General features: G+C 70.2%; 16 protein-coding genes. 13 read left to right on the top strand and 3 right to left on the bottom strand.

Annotated elements, in window-relative coordinates; translation table 11 throughout:
• The first annotated feature begins 129 nt into the window (after positions 1-129).
• The 8 genes from ACWFRU_RS10355 to ACWFRU_RS10390 all read left to right on the top strand — a co-directional run bounded on the left by ACWFRU_RS10355 (position 130) and on the right by ACWFRU_RS10390 (position 7,802).
• Positions 130-303: a CsbD family protein gene (locus ACWFRU_RS10355; protein ID WP_453685679.1), complete on the top strand. Its 174-nt coding sequence runs from the start codon at positions 130-132 to the stop codon at positions 301-303.
• Positions 304-499: 196 nt separating this feature from the next.
• A complete protein-coding gene (locus tag ACWFRU_RS10360) occupies positions 500-1,507 on the top strand; it encodes a sugar ABC transporter substrate-binding protein (RefSeq protein WP_453685680.1) in 1,008 nt (335 codons plus the stop codon).
• Between the two features lie 95 nt (positions 1,508-1,602).
• The gene (locus ACWFRU_RS10365; RefSeq protein WP_453685681.1) at positions 1,603-2,616 is read left to right on the top strand and encodes a sugar ABC transporter substrate-binding protein; all 1,014 of its coding nucleotides are present in this window, start codon (positions 1,603-1,605) and stop codon (positions 2,614-2,616) included.
• Complete coding sequence (locus ACWFRU_RS10370) at positions 2,613-3,683, top strand: ABC transporter permease (RefSeq protein WP_453685682.1); 1,071 nt, start codon at positions 2,613-2,615, stop codon at positions 3,681-3,683. The genes ACWFRU_RS10365 and ACWFRU_RS10370 overlap by 4 nt, the downstream gene beginning before the upstream one ends.
• Complete coding sequence (locus tag ACWFRU_RS10375; protein ID WP_453685683.1) at positions 3,680-4,501, top strand: ATP-binding cassette domain-containing protein; 822 nt, start codon at positions 3,680-3,682, stop codon at positions 4,499-4,501. The genes ACWFRU_RS10370 and ACWFRU_RS10375 overlap by 4 nt, the downstream gene beginning before the upstream one ends.
• A 196-nt stretch (positions 4,502-4,697) precedes the next feature.
• Positions 4,698-5,855, top strand: a complete 1,158-nt coding sequence (locus ACWFRU_RS10380) for an ROK family glucokinase (RefSeq protein WP_160508012.1) — start codon at positions 4,698-4,700, stop codon at positions 5,853-5,855.
• 4 nt (positions 5,856-5,859) lie between these two features.
• Entirely contained in the window at positions 5,860-6,462 is a 603-nt protein-coding gene (locus ACWFRU_RS10385; RefSeq protein ID WP_453685684.1) for a sugar kinase, read from the top strand.
• 53 nt (positions 6,463-6,515) lie between these two features.
• A complete protein-coding gene (locus ACWFRU_RS10390; protein ID WP_453685685.1) occupies positions 6,516-7,802 on the top strand; it encodes a sulfite oxidase in 1,287 nt (428 codons plus the stop codon).
• A gap of 4 nt (positions 7,803-7,806) precedes the next feature.
• Here ACWFRU_RS10390 and ACWFRU_RS10395 read toward each other — a convergent pair whose 3' ends face one another.
• A complete protein-coding gene (locus ACWFRU_RS10395; protein ID WP_453685686.1) occupies positions 7,807-8,742 on the bottom strand; it encodes an ornithine cyclodeaminase family protein in 936 nt (311 codons plus the stop codon).
• A gap of 142 nt (positions 8,743-8,884) precedes the next feature.
• Between ACWFRU_RS10395 and pcaDC the strand changes: the two genes are divergently transcribed.
• Genes pcaDC through ACWFRU_RS10410 form a run of 3 tightly spaced genes read left to right on the top strand, consistent with a single transcriptional unit; the run spans position 8,885 to position 11,681 of the window.
• Entirely contained in the window at positions 8,885-10,183 is a 1,299-nt protein-coding gene (gene pcaDC / locus ACWFRU_RS10400; RefSeq protein WP_453685687.1) for a bifunctional 3-oxoadipate enol-lactonase/4-carboxymuconolactone decarboxylase PcaDC, read from the top strand.
• 40 nt (positions 10,184-10,223) lie between these two features.
• The gene (locus tag ACWFRU_RS10405) at positions 10,224-10,856 is read left to right on the top strand and encodes an MBL fold metallo-hydrolase (protein WP_453685885.1); all 633 of its coding nucleotides are present in this window, start codon (positions 10,224-10,226) and stop codon (positions 10,854-10,856) included.
• A 45-nt stretch (positions 10,857-10,901) separates the two neighbouring features.
• Positions 10,902-11,681, top strand: a complete 780-nt coding sequence (locus ACWFRU_RS10410; RefSeq protein WP_453685688.1) for an exodeoxyribonuclease III — start codon at positions 10,902-10,904, stop codon at positions 11,679-11,681.
• A gap of 54 nt (positions 11,682-11,735) precedes the next feature.
• Here the strand turns inward: ACWFRU_RS10410 and ACWFRU_RS10415 are convergent, their stop codons facing one another.
• The gene (locus ACWFRU_RS10415; RefSeq protein ID WP_453685689.1) at positions 11,736-13,532 is read right to left on the bottom strand and encodes an SGNH/GDSL hydrolase family protein; all 1,797 of its coding nucleotides are present in this window, start codon (positions 13,530-13,532) and stop codon (positions 11,736-11,738) included.
• 226 nt (positions 13,533-13,758) lie between these two features.
• Positions 13,759-14,760, bottom strand: a complete 1,002-nt coding sequence (locus ACWFRU_RS10420) for a ScbA/BarX family gamma-butyrolactone biosynthesis protein (RefSeq protein ID WP_453685690.1) — start codon at positions 14,758-14,760, stop codon at positions 13,759-13,761.
• A 359-nt stretch (positions 14,761-15,119) separates the two neighbouring features.
• Here ACWFRU_RS10420 and ACWFRU_RS10425 point away from each other — a divergent pair, with 359 nt between their 5' ends.
• Both ACWFRU_RS10425 and ACWFRU_RS10430 read left to right on the top strand, forming a co-directional pair.
• The gene (locus tag ACWFRU_RS10425; RefSeq protein WP_453685691.1) at positions 15,120-15,812 is read left to right on the top strand and encodes an HAD family phosphatase; all 693 of its coding nucleotides are present in this window, start codon (positions 15,120-15,122) and stop codon (positions 15,810-15,812) included.
• 81 nt (positions 15,813-15,893) lie between these two features.
• Positions 15,894-16,664, top strand: a complete 771-nt coding sequence (locus tag ACWFRU_RS10430) for an SDR family NAD(P)-dependent oxidoreductase (RefSeq protein ID WP_453685692.1) — start codon at positions 15,894-15,896, stop codon at positions 16,662-16,664.
• Positions 16,665-16,802: the final 138 nt, after the last annotated feature.

A 16,802-nucleotide genomic window follows, 5' to 3' on the forward strand; every position in this document is an offset into this window, starting at 1 on the left:
CCACCGTCTCCCACCCACACACACTCATTTCCGAACGAAAGAAGCCGCGCCGTGCGGATGTTTGCCGGGCGGCTCGCCGGTCAACCGGAGTGCAGAACACGAAGTCGATGCCAAGGAGCGTGAGCGGCCATGACCGCCAACGAGAAGGCCAAGGCGAAGACCGAGCAGGCCACCGGTGCCGCCAAGAAAGCCGCCGGACGCGCCGTGGGCAACGAACGGCTCACCGCCGAAGGCCGGGCCGAGCAGATGAAGGGCGACGCCCGTCAGGCCAAGGAGAAGACGAAGGACATCGGCAAGCACTGACCTCACCGGTCACGCAACCGCCGTTGGGGCGGCCCCGTCAGACGGGGCCGCCCCTTCTGCTGGTTCCGGCTCTCCAGATACCAACTGGCCAACGGTCGTAAGAATGTTCTGACAAATCCATTGACGCTGCCGCGCGCCCGCCGCTAGAACTCCCACCAGCCGCACTCGGGCGGCCGGGAGAAGAGGTGGTCCCACCATGCGTAGTCCCACCAGGCGTACAGCACGCACGGCAGCAGCTCTCGCGGCGGTGATCGCGCTCGCGGCCGGGTGCAGCGGCTCCGGCGGCAAGGAAGACGAGGACAAGTCGGGCGACGGCGAGGGAGGCGGCAAGGGTGTGAACACGCCCCGCCTCAAGATCGCGATGATCACGCACTCAGGCGAGGGCGACACCTTCTGGGACATCGTCCAGAGCGGCGCCAAGCAGGCGGCCCGCAAGGACAACGTCGAGTTCCTCTACTCCAACGACAAGGAGGCCAAGGGACAGGCCGAGCTCGTCCAGTCGGCGATCGACAAGAAGGTCGACGGCATCGTCGTCACGCTGGCCAAGCCCGAGGCGATGAAGGCGGTCCTCGGCAAGGCCGCGGACGCCGGGATACCGGTCGTCACCATCAACTCCGGCGGCGAGTTCTCCGCCGACTTCGGCGCCCTGAGCCACATCGGCCAGGACGAGTCCGTGGCGGGCGAGGCCGTGGGCGACGAGCTCAGCAAGCGCGGCAAGAAGAAGGTGCTCTGCGTCATCCACGAACAGGGCAACGTCTCCCTGGAGCAGCGCTGCGCGGGCGTGAAGAAGACCCTCAAGGGGTCGGTCGAGAACCTGAACGTCGAGGGCACCAACGCGCCCAACGCCCAGTCCTCCATCAGTGCGAAACTCCAGGCGACCAAGGACATCGACGCGGTGGTCACGCTCGGCGCGCCGATCGCCGCCCTCTCCGTGAAGGCCAAGGAGGACTCCGGCAGCAAGGCCGAGGTCGCCACCTTCGACCTGAACGCCGAGGTCGTCAAGCGCCTCAAGGCCAAGGAGGTCGGCTTCGCCGTCGACCAGCAGCCCTACCTCCAGGGCTACCTCGCCATCGACGAGCTGTGGCTCTACAAGACCAACGCGAACGTCCTGGGCGGTGGCAAGCCCGTCCTCACCGGACCGGCGATCGTCACCGAGAAGGACGTACCGAAGCTGGAGAAGTACACCGCCCGCGGCACCCGATGAACACATGCGTGATCCGCGTGGTCGATACTTGGGCGGCTGGGGCCGGGGATCCGGACCGGCCTCACCGAGGAGCAGAGCTAGAAGGGCACGGCGTCGTGGCAAGGGTTCAGACAGGGGTACGTGCGGTGGGCGCCGTGCTGGTCGCGGTGCTCGGGGTATCCCTCGCGGGGTGCAGCAGCACCGGTGGCAAGCGGGCCGAGGACGCGCGCAAGGCGGCATCGGCACGCGGCAAGGCCGCGGTGAGCACGCCGGAGTGGACGTTCGGCATGGTGACCCACTCGGGTGACGGTGACACGTTCTGGGACATCGTCCAGGAGGGTGCCGAAGAGGCGGCCCGCAAGGACAACATCAAGTTCCTCTACTCCCACAACGCCGAGGCCCAGCAGCAGGCCCAGCTGGTGGACTCGTACATCGACAAGAAGGTCGACGGCATCATCGTCAGCCTGGCCAAGCCCGCCGCGATGAAGGGCGCCCTGGCCCGCGCGAAGAAGGCCGGCATTCCGGTGATCACCGTGAACTCCGGCTCCGCGGAGTCCAAGGAGTTCGGCGCGCTCACCCACATCGGCCAGGACGAGACGATCGCGGGCGAGGCCGTCGGCGAGGAGCTCAACAAGCGCGGCAAGAAGAAGGCGCTCTGCATCCTGCACGAGCAGGGCAACGTCGGCCACGAGCAGCGCTGCGAGGGCGCCAAGAAGACCTTCGACGGCAAGATGCAGAACCTGTACGTGACCGGCACGAACATGCCCGACGTGCAGTCCTCCATCGAGGCCAGGCTCCAGTCCGACAAGTCCGTCGACTCGGTCGTCACGCTCGGCGCGCCCTTCGCGGACACCGCCGTGAAGGCCGCCGACAGCGCGGGCAGCAAGGCCGAGGTCGACACCTTCGACCTGAACGAGAAGGTCGCCGCGGGCCTGAAGGACGGCACGCTCGGCTTCGCCGTCGACCAGCAGCCCTACCTCCAGGGCTACGAGGCCGTGGACCTGCTCTGGCTCTACAAGTACAACGACGACGTGCTCGGCGGCGGCAAGCCGGTCCTCACCGGACCGCAGATCGTCACCAAGAGCCAGGCCGCCAAGCTGGAGGAATACGCGAAGCGAGGGACGCGATGACAGCCACTGCCCCGGCGCCCGCGCCATCCCCGGGCTCCCCGGACACCAAGACGGACGAGCGCCTCCTGAAGGCCTCGCCGCTGAAGAAGCTGATGGGCCGCCCCGAGCTCGGCTCCGTCGTCGGCGCCATCGCCGTCTTCGTCTTCTTCGCGGTCGCCGCCGACAGCTTCCTGCAGGCCACCAGCCTCGCCACGGTGCTGTATGCGGCATCGACCCTCGGCATCATGGCGGTGCCGGTGGCGCTCCTGATGATCGGCGGCGAGTTCGACCTGTCGGCCGGCGTCATGGTGACGACCTCGGCGCTCATCTCGTCGATGTTCAGCTACCAGATGACGGCGAACGTCTGGGTCGGCGTGCTCGTCTCGCTGGTCGTCACCCTCGCGATCGGCGTCTTCAACGGCGTGATGCTGACGCGCACCGACCCGCCGAGCTTCATCATCACGCTCGGTACGTTCCTGATGCTGACCGGCATGAACCTCGGCTTCACCAAGCTGATCAGCGGCACGGTCTCCACGAAGTCGATCGCCGACATGGAGGGCTTCACCTCCGCCAAGGACGTCTTCGCCTCGACGATCACCATCGGCGGCGTCGACTTCAAGATCACGATCCTGTGGTGGCTCGGCCTGATCGCGGTCGCCACCTGGGTCCTGCTCCGCACCCGCGTCGGCAACTGGATCTTCGCCGTCGGCGGCGGCGAGGACGCGGCCCGCGCGGTCGGTGTCCCGGTCGCCGCGACGAAGATCGGCCTCTACATGGGCGTCGCCTTCGGCGCCTGGATCTCGGGCCAGCACCTGCTCTTCTCGTACGACGTCGTCCAGTCCGGCGAGGGCGTCGGCAACGAACTGATCTACATCATCGCGGCCGTCATCGGCGGCTGTCTGATCACGGGCGGCTACGGCTCCGCGGTCGGCGCGGCCGTGGGCGCCCTCATCTTCGGCATGGTCAGCAAGGGCATCGTGTTCGCCGAGTGGAACCCGGACTGGTTCAAGTTCTTCCTCGGAGTGATGCTGCTCCTGGCGACCCTGCTCAACCACTGGGTCCGCAAGCGCGCGGAGGCGACGAAGTGAGCACCGAATCGACCGCAGTCACCGACGCCGTGCCGGAGCCCGGCCGCACCCCGCTCGTCGAGCTCGACGACGTCAGTAAGTACTACGGCAACATCCGTGCCCTCGAAGGCGTCTCCCTGGAGGTCCACGCGGGCGAGATCTCCTGCGTCCTCGGCGACAACGGCGCGGGCAAGTCCACCCTCATCAAGATCATCGCGGGGCTGCACCAGCACGACGCCGGGTCCTTCCGGATCGAGGGCGAGGACGCGAAGCTCGGCACGCCCCGCGACGCCCTGAACCACGGGATCGCGACGGTCTACCAGGACCTCGCCGTGGTCCCGCTGATGCCGGTCTGGCGCAACTTCTTCCTCGGCTCCGAGCCGACGAAGGGCGCGGGCCCCTTCAAGCGCCTCGACGTCGACCTCATGCGCGAGACGACCCGCGCGGAGCTGCTTCGCATGGGCATCGACCTGCGCGACGTCGACCAGCCCATCGGCACCCTGTCGGGCGGCGAGCGCCAGTGCGTGGCGATCGCGCGCGCGGTGTACTTCGGCGCGAAGGTCCTCGTCCTGGACGAGCCCACCGCCGCGCTCGGCGTCAAGCAGTCGGGCGTCGTCCTGAAGTACGTCGCCGCCGCGCGGGACGCGGGCCTCGGAGTGGTCTTGATCACCCACAACCCGCACCACGCCTACCTGGTCGGCAACCGCTTCGTCCTCCTCAAGCGCGGCACGATGTTCGGCAGCTACGCGCGAGACGAGGTCACCCTCGACGAACTGACGCGCCAGATGGCGGGCGGCTCCGAACTGGACGACCTCCGCCACGAACTGGAGAAGCGCTGAGCAGGGCGCCCTTCAGGGGCGCGGGGAACTGCGCGAGCAACCACAGAAGAGCCGCGGTCGCGTCTGCTCGGTCACCCGGCAGACGCGACTGCGGCTTTTTCGCGGGCTGAGCGTGCAGTTCCCCGCGCCCCTGACGGGGCCGAGCCCCGTATCCCCGTTGTGCGCGCCCCCGCGAGTGTGAGGCAGAATCGCCGCAATGAGCACCTACCGCGATCTCGCGCACCGCGGCTCCGCCCGAGCCACCGTCCTGCGGACCGTGGGCACGCGTGAGCGCCGATCACATCTGACGGCGCCCCGTGTGCCCACCGTCGGCATCGACATCGGCGGCACGAAGGTGATGGCGGGCGTCGTCGACGCCGACGGCAACATCCTGGAGACGCTCCGCACGGAGACCCCGGACAAGTCCAAGAGCCCCAAGGTCGTCGAGGACACCATCGTCGAGCTGGTCCTGGACCTCTCCGACCGGCACGACGTGCACGCGGTGGGCATCGGCGCGGCGGGCTGGGTCGACGCGGACCGCAACCGCGTCCTGTTCGCCCCGCACCTGTCCTGGCGCAACGAACCCCTGCGTGACCGCATCTCCGGCCGCCTCGCCGTGCCCGTGCTCGTCGACAACGACGCGAACACCGCCGCCTGGGCGGAGTGGCGCTTCGGCGCGGCCCGCGGCGAGGACCACCTGGTCATGATCACGCTCGGCACCGGCATCGGCGGCGCGATCCTGGAGGACGGCCAGGTCAAGCGCGGCAAGTTCGGCGTGGCGGGGGAGTTCGGCCATATGCAGGTCGTCCCCGGCGGCCACCGCTGCCCGTGCGGCAACCGCGGCTGCTGGGAGCAGTACAGCTCCGGCAACGCGCTGGTCAGGGAGGCCCGCGAGCTCGCAGCCGCCGACTCCCCGGTCGCGTACGGGATCATCGAGCGGGTCAAGGGCAACATCCCCGACATCACGGGCCCCCTGATCACGGAGCTGGCCCGCGACGGTGACGCGATGTGCGTCGAACTCCTCCAGGACATCGGCCAGTGGCTGGGCGTCGGCATCGCGAACCTCGCGGCGGCGCTCGACCCGTCCTGCTTCGTGATCGGCGGCGGCGTGTCGGCCGCCGACGACCTCCTGATCGGCCCGGCCCGCGACGCCTTCCGCCGCCAGCTGACCGGCCGCGGCTACCGCCCCGAGGCCCGCATCGCCCGCGCCCAGCTCGGCCCCGAGGCGGGCATGGTGGGCGCGGCCGACCTCGCCCGTCTGGTGGCCCGCCGCTTCCGCCGCGCCAACCGCCGCCGGGTGGAGCGACACGAACGGTACGAGCGGTACGTGGAAGCGCGCCGCACCAACGACCGCACCTCTCAGGGAACCCAGTAGACAGATGACCGTCCCCCGCCAGCCCTCGTCCCCGGACTCCGCGGACTCCCCGGACACCGCCGACGAGGGTGGCCGCCCCCGCGAGGGCCGCCGCCACATGCTCCGCCGCCGCTGGCTGACGGCCACGATCATCGTGCTCCTGATCGGTGTGCCGGCCGGCTATCTGGTGATCTCCGCGAACCAGAGCCGCAACAGCGGCCGCGACAAGGAGGCCAAGTACTCCGCGACCGGCCTCACCGCGGGCTGGCCCTCCAAGGTGCAGCGCCGTCTGTACGACGTGCCGATCCCGTACTACTCCAGGGAAGTCGCCTACTACGAGACGAACAACTGGCGCACCAGCCGCCTGTACGCCCAGTTCCTGACGAGCAACGAGGGCCTGGACAAGTTCCTCAAGCAGATCGGCACGAGCACCGAGGCGCTGGAGAAGAACGACATCACCATCAGCAAGCGCGACCGCAAGGTGGTCGGCTGGGAGTTCACGGACCCGGGCCCCTGGCTGGGCCTGACCCATGTGCAGAAGGACCCGGTGCCGACCCTGGACGTGGTGGTGAACCGCGTCAACGCGGAACACCCGATGGTCTATGTAGTGTCTACGACAACCCCGTAACTGGCGTGTTTCATCGGTGAGTTGACCGACGGGCGGCTCGTACGATGGCGCCCATGATCTCCAGAGAGACGTCCGCAGGGGCACCCGAAGAGGAGTACGACAGACGCCGGCGCGCCCAGTGGCTCGCAGGGGAGGCGCGCGCGGACGGGGTGGCACGCAGGGACATGCTGCGGCTGCTCGCGGCGGCGGGGGCCGCGGCGACGCTGCCGGTGGCGCTGGACGCACCTCGCGCTCAGGCGGCAGGGGCCGCTGCCGCGGCCGGCATCGTGAAACCGCTCCCCGCGGACCGCTTCACGATCCGCGGCACGAACGCGGAGACGAAGTTCGAGGCGCTGGCGGAGACAGGCTTCCACACCCCCGCGTCGCACTTCTTCGTGCGCAACCACACGGCGACGCCACGCCTGGACGCGAAGACGTGGAGCCTGCGCGTCTGGGGCGACGGCCTTCGAGACGGCAGGACCAGAGAGTTCACCCTCGCGGACCTCAAGCGCCTCCCGTCGACGACACGCACCGCCTTCGTCGAATGCGCGGGCAACGGCAGAAGCTTCTTCACCACCCAGCAGGGACAACCGGCCTCCGGCACGGCCTGGACCCTGGGCGCGATCGGCAACGCGCGCTGGCGCGGCGTGCGCCTCTCCGAGGTCCTGCGCCGGGCAGGCGTCTCCCGCCACGCGGTGGACGTCATGCCCAGCGGCCTGGACGCGGAGTACGTCACGGACGACGGCACGAACCTGGGCCGGGTGCGCCGCCCGCTGCCGCTCGCCAAGGCGCTGGACGACGTGCTCCTGGCGTACGAGATGAACGGCGCCCCGCTCCCCGCGGACCACGGCTACCCGGTGAGGGTCCTGGTCCCCGGGTGGGTGGGCATCGCGTCGATCAAATGGGTGGGCGACATCGAGGTCTCGGCCGCCCCCCTCTACTCGCCCTGGAACACCCAGTTCTACCGCCTGTTCGGCGAGGCGTACCCCCCGGAAGGCAGCGCCCCCCTCACCCACCAAACCCTGAAGTCCGCCTTCGAACTCCCCTGGAACGCAAGCCTCCCGGCGTCCACGACCCACCACCTCACCGGCCGCTCATGGTCGGCGACGGGCGCGATCTCCCGCGTGGACGTCAGCACGGACGAGGGCCGCACCTGGCACCCGGCCCACCTCAAGGACACCCCTCACCGCGCCACTTGGACCCGCTGGACCACCCCCTGGCACCCCAGAACCCCGGGCCCGACCACACTCCTGGCCCGCGCCACGGACACCACGGGCCACACCCAGCCGAAAACGACGACACACAACACGCAGGGCTACTTGTTCGACGCGGTGGTGCGGCATGCGGTGAGGGTGGTGTGAGCCTCTAGCGGGCCCCGACGCCCTCATGCACAGCCGCCGCCACCGCCAAGTCCTCCCAGGCCATCCCCGCGGACTTGAACAGCCGCGGGCGTTCCCCGGGGATCTGCACCTCGCCACGTACCAGTTCGTCCAGCGTTCGCAGGTTCTTCACGTCGAAGGCGCCCGTGGCCGTCGCGAGGACGATGTCGCCGCATTCCCGCAGGGCGACCTCGTGTGATTCCGCCACCACCAGGCCGCGGCGCAGCAGTTTCTCGTCGACCTCGCGGGCGTCCGGTTCGTGGGAGCCGACAGCGGCGACCGTCGCGTGGGGCGGGAGCAGGGTGCTGTCGAAGAGCGGTTCGCGGGACGTCGTGCAGCAGCAGACCACGTCGGCGGTCGCGACGTCCGCCGGAGTCGCGGGCGCCGCCGACAGGCCCGCCTCGCGGCAGCGGTCGACGAAGGCCGCCACGCGCCCGGGGTTGCGCGCCACCACGTCCACGTGGGTCAGCGTCGGGCGTACCGCGCGGACCGCCTCCACATGGCCCCAGGCCTGCGGGCCGGTGCCGAAGACCAGGAGGCGGCGCGCGTCCGGGGCCGCCAGGTGCTTGATCGCGGCGCCCGACACCGCGGGGGTCCGCAGGGAGGTCAGCGCGATGCCGTCGAGAAGCGCCAGGGGGGTGTGGACCGTGCCGTCCAGGAGGAGGTACAGGCCCTGGACGCGGGGGAGATCGCGGGCCGTGTTCTCCGGGGTGACGGTGGCGATCTTCACGCCGGTGTACGCCCTCGTGGCGGACGGCATCAGAAGCAGCTGGCCGCCGGGTACGTCCACCACACCGCGCGGCGGCTCCGCCTCCGGGTTCAGGCCCGCCTTGAGCACTGCTTCCACGGCCTCGATCGCCGCGGACATCGGGACGTACCGGGTCATCGCGTCGGCGTCGATGTAGGGCGGGGCCTCACTCATTGCTGGTTCCTTTCGGGGGCGGGCAGTTCAGGAGTATCTGCTCGCATTTGTCGCGCCCAATCCCCTGACGGGAACAGCCGTCCCTGCGAGAGCTTGTGCACCCTCTTACTCACGCGTCAGCTCCGCCCGTTAGCGTAGAGCGGTGAGCGAGACGACTACCCCTGCCCTCCAGTACCGCTTCGACGGCCCCGAAGACGCCCCCGTGCTGATCCTCGGCCCCTCGCTCGGCACCACCTGGCACATGTGGGACCGGCAGGTGCCCGAGCTGGTCAAGCAGTGGCGTGTGTTCCGCTTCGACATGCCCGGACACGGGGGTGCGCCCGCGCACCCCTGCGGCTCCGTCGGCGACCTCGTGCAGCGGCTTCTCGTCACGCTCGACGAGGTCGGCGTGCAGCGCTTCGGGTACGCGGGCTGCGCCTTCGGCGGCGCGATAGGGGCCGAGCTCGCCCTGCGGCACCCGCAGCGCGTCGCCTCCCTGGCGCTGATCTCCGCCTCGCCCCGCTTCGGCAGCGCCGACGAGTTCCGCCAGCGCGGGGTGATCGTGCGGAGCAACGGCCTGGACCCCATCGCGCGCACGTCCCCCGACCGCTGGTTCACGCCCGGCTTCGCCGCCGCGCAGCCCGCCATCACCGACTGGGCCGTACAGATGGTGCGGACGACCGACCCGGGCTGCTACATCGCCGCGTGCGAAGCCCTCGCAGCCTTCGACGTACGCGCCGAGCTGGGCCGGATAGGGGTGCCCACCCTCGTGCTCGTCGGGTCCGAGGACCAGGTCACCGGACAGGGCGAGGCCCGTACCCTCGTCGCCGGCATCCCCGACTCCCGTCTCGCCGTGGTGCCGGGGGCCTCGCACCTCGCCCCGGTCGAGCAGCCCGCCGCCGTCACCGACCTTCTCGTACGGCACTTCTCCACCGCCTGGCAGCTCGCGCCCGACGCCACCGGGACGCACGCGGCGATCAGCGCGACGCCGGTCAAGCCGGTGCTCGCCCCGCCGCCGCCCGTCTTCCCCGTGGCCGAGATCGGGCCCATGGAGCAGCCTGAGGCCGTGGGCGACGGCCGCCCCGACCTCTACGAAGCGGGGATCAAGGTCCGCCGCGAGGTGCTCGGTGACGCGCACGTCGACCGCGCGCTCGCCGCGGCCGACGACTTCTCCACGGACTTCCAGGAGCTCATCACGCGCTACGCGTGGGGCGAGGTCTGGAACCGCCCCGGCCTGGACCGGCGCTCCCGCAGCTGCGTCACCCTGACCGCGCTCGTCGCGGGCGGCCATCTGGACGAGTTGGCCTTCCACACCCGCGCCGCCCTGCGCAACGGCCTCACCCCGCAGGAGATCAAGGAAGTCCTTCTGCAGGCGGCCGTCTACTGCGGTGTCCCCGCGGCGAACTCCGCCTTCAAGGTCGCCCAGGCCGTGATCCGCGAGGAAACCACGCCCCAGGAGTGAGGCGTAGCAGGATGGGGGGATGACGACTGCCGCGAAGCGCATCAAGCTCACGAAGAAGACACACGCCTGCGTCCGACTGGAGCGGGACGGCCGGAGTCTGGTCATCGACCCGGGCGGCTTCAGCGAACAGGACGCGGCGCTCGGCGCCGACGCGATCCTGGTCACGCACGAGCACCCCGACCACTTCAGCGAGGAGCGGTTGCGGGCCGGTCTCGAGGCCAACCCCGCGGCCGAGATCTGGACCCTGCGCTCCGTCGCCGACAAGATCTCGGCGGCCTTCCCGGGGCGGGTGCACACCGTCGGGCACGGCGACACCTTCGAGGCCGCCGGGTTCGACGTACAGGTGCACGGGGAGCTGCACGCCGTGATTCACCCGGACATCCCGCGGATCACCAACGTCGGATATCTGGTGGACGGTTCGGTGTTCCACCCGGGCGACGCCCTGACCGTCCCCGCGCAGCCCGTGGACACGCTGATGCTGCCGGTGATGGCACCCTGGAGCAAGATCTCCGAGGTCATCGACTACGTGCGCGAGGTCAAGCCGCAGCGCGCCTACGACGTCCACGACGCCCTGCTCACGGACCTGGCCCGGCCGATCTACGACTCGCAGATCGGGTCCCTCGGCGGCGCCGAGCACCTGCGGCTCACCCCGGGGGAGTCCGCCGAGCTGTGACCGGCGGGCCCGGCACTGTCAGTGGCGTTCGGTAGGTTGGGAAGCATGCGCATTGCCACCTGGAACGTGAACTCGATCACCGCTCGGCTGCCCAGGCTCCTCGCCTGGCTGGAGAGCAGCGGTACGGATGTGCTGTGCATCCAGGAGACCAAGACGACCGCGGAGCAGTTCCCCGCCGCCGAGCTCCGCGAGCTCGGGTACGAGTCGGCGGTGAACGCGACAGGACGGTGGAACGGCGTCGCGCTGGTCTCCCGCGTGGGCCTCGAGGACGTGACGACCGGCCTGCCCGGCGGCCCCGACTACGACGGGGTCCAGGAGCCGCGCGCCATCTCCGCCACCTGCGGCCCCGCCCGCGTCTGGTCGGTGTACGTGCCCAACGGCCGCGAGGTGGACCACGCGCACTTCGCGTACAAGCTGCGGTGGTTCGAGGCGCTGAAGACCGCGGTCGCCGCCGACGCGGCGGGCGCCCGGCCCTTCGCGGTCCTCGGGGACTTCAATGTGGCGCCGACCGACGCGGACGTGTGGGACCCCTCCCTGTTCGAGGGCGCCACGCATGTGACCCCCGCCGAGCGCGCGGCACTCGCGGCGCTGCGGGAAGCGGGCCTCTCGGACATCGTGCCGCGACCCCTGAAGTACGACCACCCGTTCACGTACTGGGACTACCGCCAGCTCGGCTTCCCCAAGAACAAGGGCATGCGCATCGACCTGGTGTACGGGAACGAGGCGTTCGCGAAGGCCGTCTCGGACTCGTACGTGGACCGCGAGGAGCGCAAGGGCAAGGGCGCCTCGGACCACGCGCCGGTCGTGGTGGACCTGGACGTGTGACCCAGGGGCGCCGGCCGGGGTGAAAGACCTCCGGTCGGCACCCCCGCCTGCTCCCTACGGCTCGAGCAGCCGCAGATCCACCGACTCCGCGATCGCGGCGAGCCCCGCGTCCCCGGGATGCAGATGGTCTCCGCTGTCGTACGCGGGCAGCATCCGCGCCGGGTTCGCCGGGTCCCGCAGCACCGCGTCGAAGTCCAGGACGGCGTCGAAGCCGTCGCCGCCGCGCAGGTAGTCGTTGACCTTGACCCGTTCCGCGTCCGCCGCCGCCGTGCACAGGGACTCGCCCTGGCAGGGCGCGATGGTCGCTGCCACCACGCGCAGCCCCCGCGCGTGGGCCCGCTCGGAGATCTCCCGCATACCGGCGATCACCTGGTCCGCCGACGCGCCCCACCGCACGTCATTGATGCCCTGGAAGACGACGACCGTACGGGCCGACGTCTGGGCGAACACATCACGGTCCAGGCGGTGCAGCGCGCTGACGCCGCCCGTGTCGGTGGAGACACCGTCGCCGGGGTAGCGGTCCGCGACGACGCGGTTCGCCGAGATCCCCTGGTTCAGGACACCGAAGCGCGGGACGTCGTCCTGCTGGAGCAGCCGCGTGGCGAGGACGTTGGGCCAGCGGCGGTTCGCGTCCTGCGTCGACTTCACGCCGTCCGTGATGGAGTCGCCGAGCAGCACCACCGACCCGGGACCGCCGCCCACGTCGACCCCCGTGAGCAGCGGCCAGGTGGTGATCGTCGACGTGTACGCCGCCGGGGAGCCTTCGGCCGCGTGGTCGCCGGGGCTGCTCACGTACGAGCGCTGGATGGCCTGGCTGTGCACGGGGGCGGTCGTCACCGTCTCGGGGAGGTGGAAACTGACCAGGAGATTCGTGTCCTCGGGCACGTCGAAGTCGAGCGGGTCGCTGAACGCCTGCGCGCCCGCCGGGACTTCGGTGCCCGTCTTGCCGCGGAAGGAGAGCGCCTGGGGTTCGCCCCGCGCCCCCGCCCCGGACTCCTGCACCGCCACCGTCGCGCTCCCGATCCGCACCGGGGCGGAGGCGAAGGTGTTGTCGAGCCTGATCCGCACCCGCGGCCCACCCGCACTGGTGTGGACGACCAGCCGCACGGTCCGGTCGGTCCACGGGCCCACCGCCGTGTAACCGGCCGTCGACGTCGACCAGCTGCCGGTCCACCCCTTGGCCGGCTGCCGCACGGAGAGCGCGAAGACGTGCAGATCCGGGGCGCCCGGGTCCTTGGGCAGAGTCACCGAGGTGACCTCGCGCCCACGCGCCACCGGCACGGTCACCACGTACAGCCGTGTCTTCTCGGCGAGTTGGCCGCCCGGGGTGTTCAGGTGCGGGAGCGCGACCGCCTTGGTGGCAAGCGGGCCCGAGCGCCAGTCCGGCGCCGTCAGGCGGTACGTCCCCTTCGAACCGTCCCGGTAGCGCACCGTCCCCGTGCCGCTCGCCTCGCCGCCCGTGCCCGCGACCAGGAACGCCAGTGCGTCCCCGCGCCCGCGCACCCGCACGGACTGCCCGTCGGCGCGGACGTTGTCCTTCTCGCCGGCGGCCGTGCGGGGCAGGGTGAGCCGAGCCCCGTCCACGGCGAGCGAACGGCCCGGGGTCCAGCCCGCCGCGTCGAGATCCCGCGCCGAGAACGAACCGCCCGAGCCGTCGAAGTCCGCGTCGCCGGGCCGCGCGTCATCGCTGATCGCCCGGTTGTCGAAGAGCCGCTCCAGAGGGAGCGGCCCGGGTCTGTGCGGAGCGGCCTGCGCCGTCGCCACGGGGACGGCGCCGCTGATCACCGCGAGTACGGCGGCCGCACCCCAGATACGTGAGATACGCGAGGTACGCGAGCTGCGTGGGCGCACACCAGACCCCTCCCCTTGGCTGAAGCCGAAGCTGACGTGACGACAGGTGCGCCATGAAGCTAAGGAGGTGGGAGAGAAGCGTCAATGAGGTGTGCGTGAACATGACCCGAACTTGCCGGGATACCGGGGTGATCGCGTTGAGCGCGATACGGCCGTTCGAGTGGGGCGGCCGCTGCCTGCCGCACCCGAACGGCCTCCCGGCGCCGGGGGCCATGCGCGGGTGGAGCTAGACCATGGGGGTCGGGTTCAGCGCCGTCAGGCCCACGGTGGTGGTGAAGACGGTCTCGCCGTCCTGCCGGCCGGTGACGCGGACCGTGCAGGCGTCGGGCGAGGTGGCGTCGGTGTCGACGATCTCGGCGTCCACCCAGCACGGGGTGTCGAACTCCGCGTACCGGTGGAAGGTGCTGTCAAGGGTGACGGGGAGGACCGGGCGGTCCTGCGACCCGATGGCGTGCGCCGCCTGGCGCGCCGCCTCCAGGAGGACCATGCCGGGTACGTGGTCCACGTAGTGGTCGAAGAGCACCGGATGGGTCGCGTTGACCCGAAGCTGCCAGCGCCCGGCCTGCTCGGTGGGGGCGAGGACCACGTCGAACGGCGAGGTACGGGCGACCAGTTGGGGCAACACGGACGCGCCGGGGATCACGGGCCCGGTCGAGCTCTCCAGGCGTGCGGCACGCAGGCGGCGGTACGCCTCCGGTGAGGTGGTGGTGAAGCTGGCCCCGCCCGTGGCGATGATGCGCTCGGCGTGCCGGATGGTGGCCTCGTACCGCAGACCGGCAAGGCGGTTGCCGCGGCGGCGGATCTCGGTGCAGGTCACGGAGAGTTCGAGGTCGGCCGGAGCGGAGTCCATGACCAGGCCTTCGGGAAGCGCGGTGTAGTTCAGGTCCCACAGCAGGAACTTGTGGGTGAGCGCCACGTCGAAGACCGTGTGGGACAGGAGCGCACCGACCTGGCGTATGGTCTCGGCGATCAGCAGGGGGTCGTACCTGCCGTGCACGGAGCCGTAGAAGCTGTGGCCGCGGGGCCACTGGGCGGTCACGGTGAACTGCTCGTCGCTCAGCTGGCGTATGCCGGTGAGGAATACCTCGGCCACCGCGGCCCGGTGCACGAACTCTCGCGGGACGGTCCTGGTCAGCGTGGCTTCGATGCTCCCCACCGTGCGTCTCGCGGCCGAGTGGTGCGTGTCCGTGGTGCGGACCGACTCCGTTGACTCCAGCGTCTGCAGCATGGCTTCCCCCATAGAGATGTCGACAGACCGAGGCGTGCTTGGCTGGGAAAAAGATACGTACTTCGTGGTTTGGTTTACAACAAGATTCACGAGCAACTTTTCGGCGCTCTGTGGGTCGTTGACTGATCCAGCATCTGAAGATCCTGTGTTTCCGCAGGTGGGATGGGTGTTGGCGGCTCGGCACCGGCCGATCGGTGTTGCGTACATCCATGAGGATCTTGCTCGCACAGGGCTGTGCCCGTGCTGTTTCCGGTATGTTCCTGACGCAGAACATCCGGTCCACGCGGTTTTGTTTCCTTCTCTTTAACGCCGGGCCACATCGCGCCACACCGCGCCACGCCACTCAACGGGGAGACCTCGTGCAGCACTTGGAACAGATACGGCTCGCCGCCGTGAACATCGACGGCGTGCTCCTCAACGACACCTTCAGCCCCGTGATCCACCACTTCATCACCAGCCGCGGCGGCAGCTACGACGCCGCGACCGAGCGCGAGATCTTCTCCCAGACCCAGTTGACCGCCTGCAAGGCCCTCGGGGCGGCGGCGGGGATGACGGAAACCGCGGAGGAGGTCCGGGACCTCTACTTCGCCGAGCGCGAGGAGTACCTCGCCAAGGACCCGATCCGCGTCCACGACGGAGCGGCCGAACTCCTGCGCCGGCTGCGCTCCTTGGGCCTGCGGACGATCTGCTACGGCGGTCTGGAGAAGACCCACTTCGACCGCCACCTCGGCACACTGGCCCCGCTCTTCGACGAGCCCCACTACGTGTGCACCAACGACTTCAGGCCCGGCGTCCAGGAGATCGTCCGCGACGTCTTCGGGCTCGCACCGGCCCAGGTGGTCTTCATCGACGACGTGGCGCGGGTCGCCGAGGTGGCCAAGGATCTCGGTGTGCCGTTCATCGGTCACCCGAGCGGCTTCGAGCACGGCCACCAGGGCGAGTTGATGCGCCGGGCCGGCGTGCGGCACGTGGTCGGGTCACTCGGGGAGATCGACGAGGACCTGCTGCGCACGGTCGACGCCGAGGCCGCGGCCGGGACCGTGTGGTCCTGAACCGCCTTGCGGCAGCCAACAGTTGATGTGACAGGGGAAAAGTACGTGACAGGGGAGAGGAACGTCATGGGGGAGAAGTCGATGAACACGCACGGGGCACTGCTCGACGGCCGGGTGGCACTGATCACGGGGGCGAGCAGCGGGATCGGAGAGGCCGCGGCCCGCGTCTTCGCCCGCGAGGGCGCCAAGGTCGTCCTCGCGGCACGCAGGGAGGACCGGCTCAAGCAGCTCGTGGCCCAACTGCGCGACGCGGGGCACGAGGCGGAGTACGTGGTGACGGACGTGACGCGTCCCGCGGACACGGCGGCGGCGGTGGCCCACGCGGTGGACCGCTTCGGAAAGCTGGACGCCGCCTTCAACAACGCGGGCTGGGGCACCGGGCGTACCCCGCTGCACCTCATGGACGACGGTCTCTACGACCAGATCATGGACGTCAACGTACGCGGGGTGTGGAACTGCCTGCGTGCCGAGATCACCTCGATGCTCGCTTCCGGGGGCGGCGCGATCGTGAACACCAGCAGTGTGGGCGGTCTTCTCGCCACCCCGGTGGCCGCGCCCTACGTGGCCGCGAAGCACGCGGTCCTCGGGCTCACCAAGGCCGCGGCCGCGGAGTACGCGGCGCAGGGGATCAGGGTGAACGCGCTGGCCCCGGGCACGACGCGGACCGAGGTCGTGGGGGAGTGGTTCGCCGCGAACCCCGGCATCGAGGAGGCGCTGCACCAGGCGACCCCGCAGCCGCGCACCGCGGAGCCCGAGGAAGTGGCCGAGGCGGCCGCGTGGCTTCTCAGCGACCGCGCCTCGTTCGTCACGGGCATGACCATGCCGGTGGACGGCGGGCTCACCATCGTGTGACGCGTGGTGCTCGCCGAGACCCAAGGGGCGGTCGCGGCGCGGGACGCACTCTTGCGTGAACGATCTCAAAAGCATATGCGACTGACGTATTGATTACATACAGACCTGGCGGTTTAGAATGGACCGTCAGCGTGCATC

Source organism: Streptomyces sp. NPDC055099, assembly GCF_053607685.1.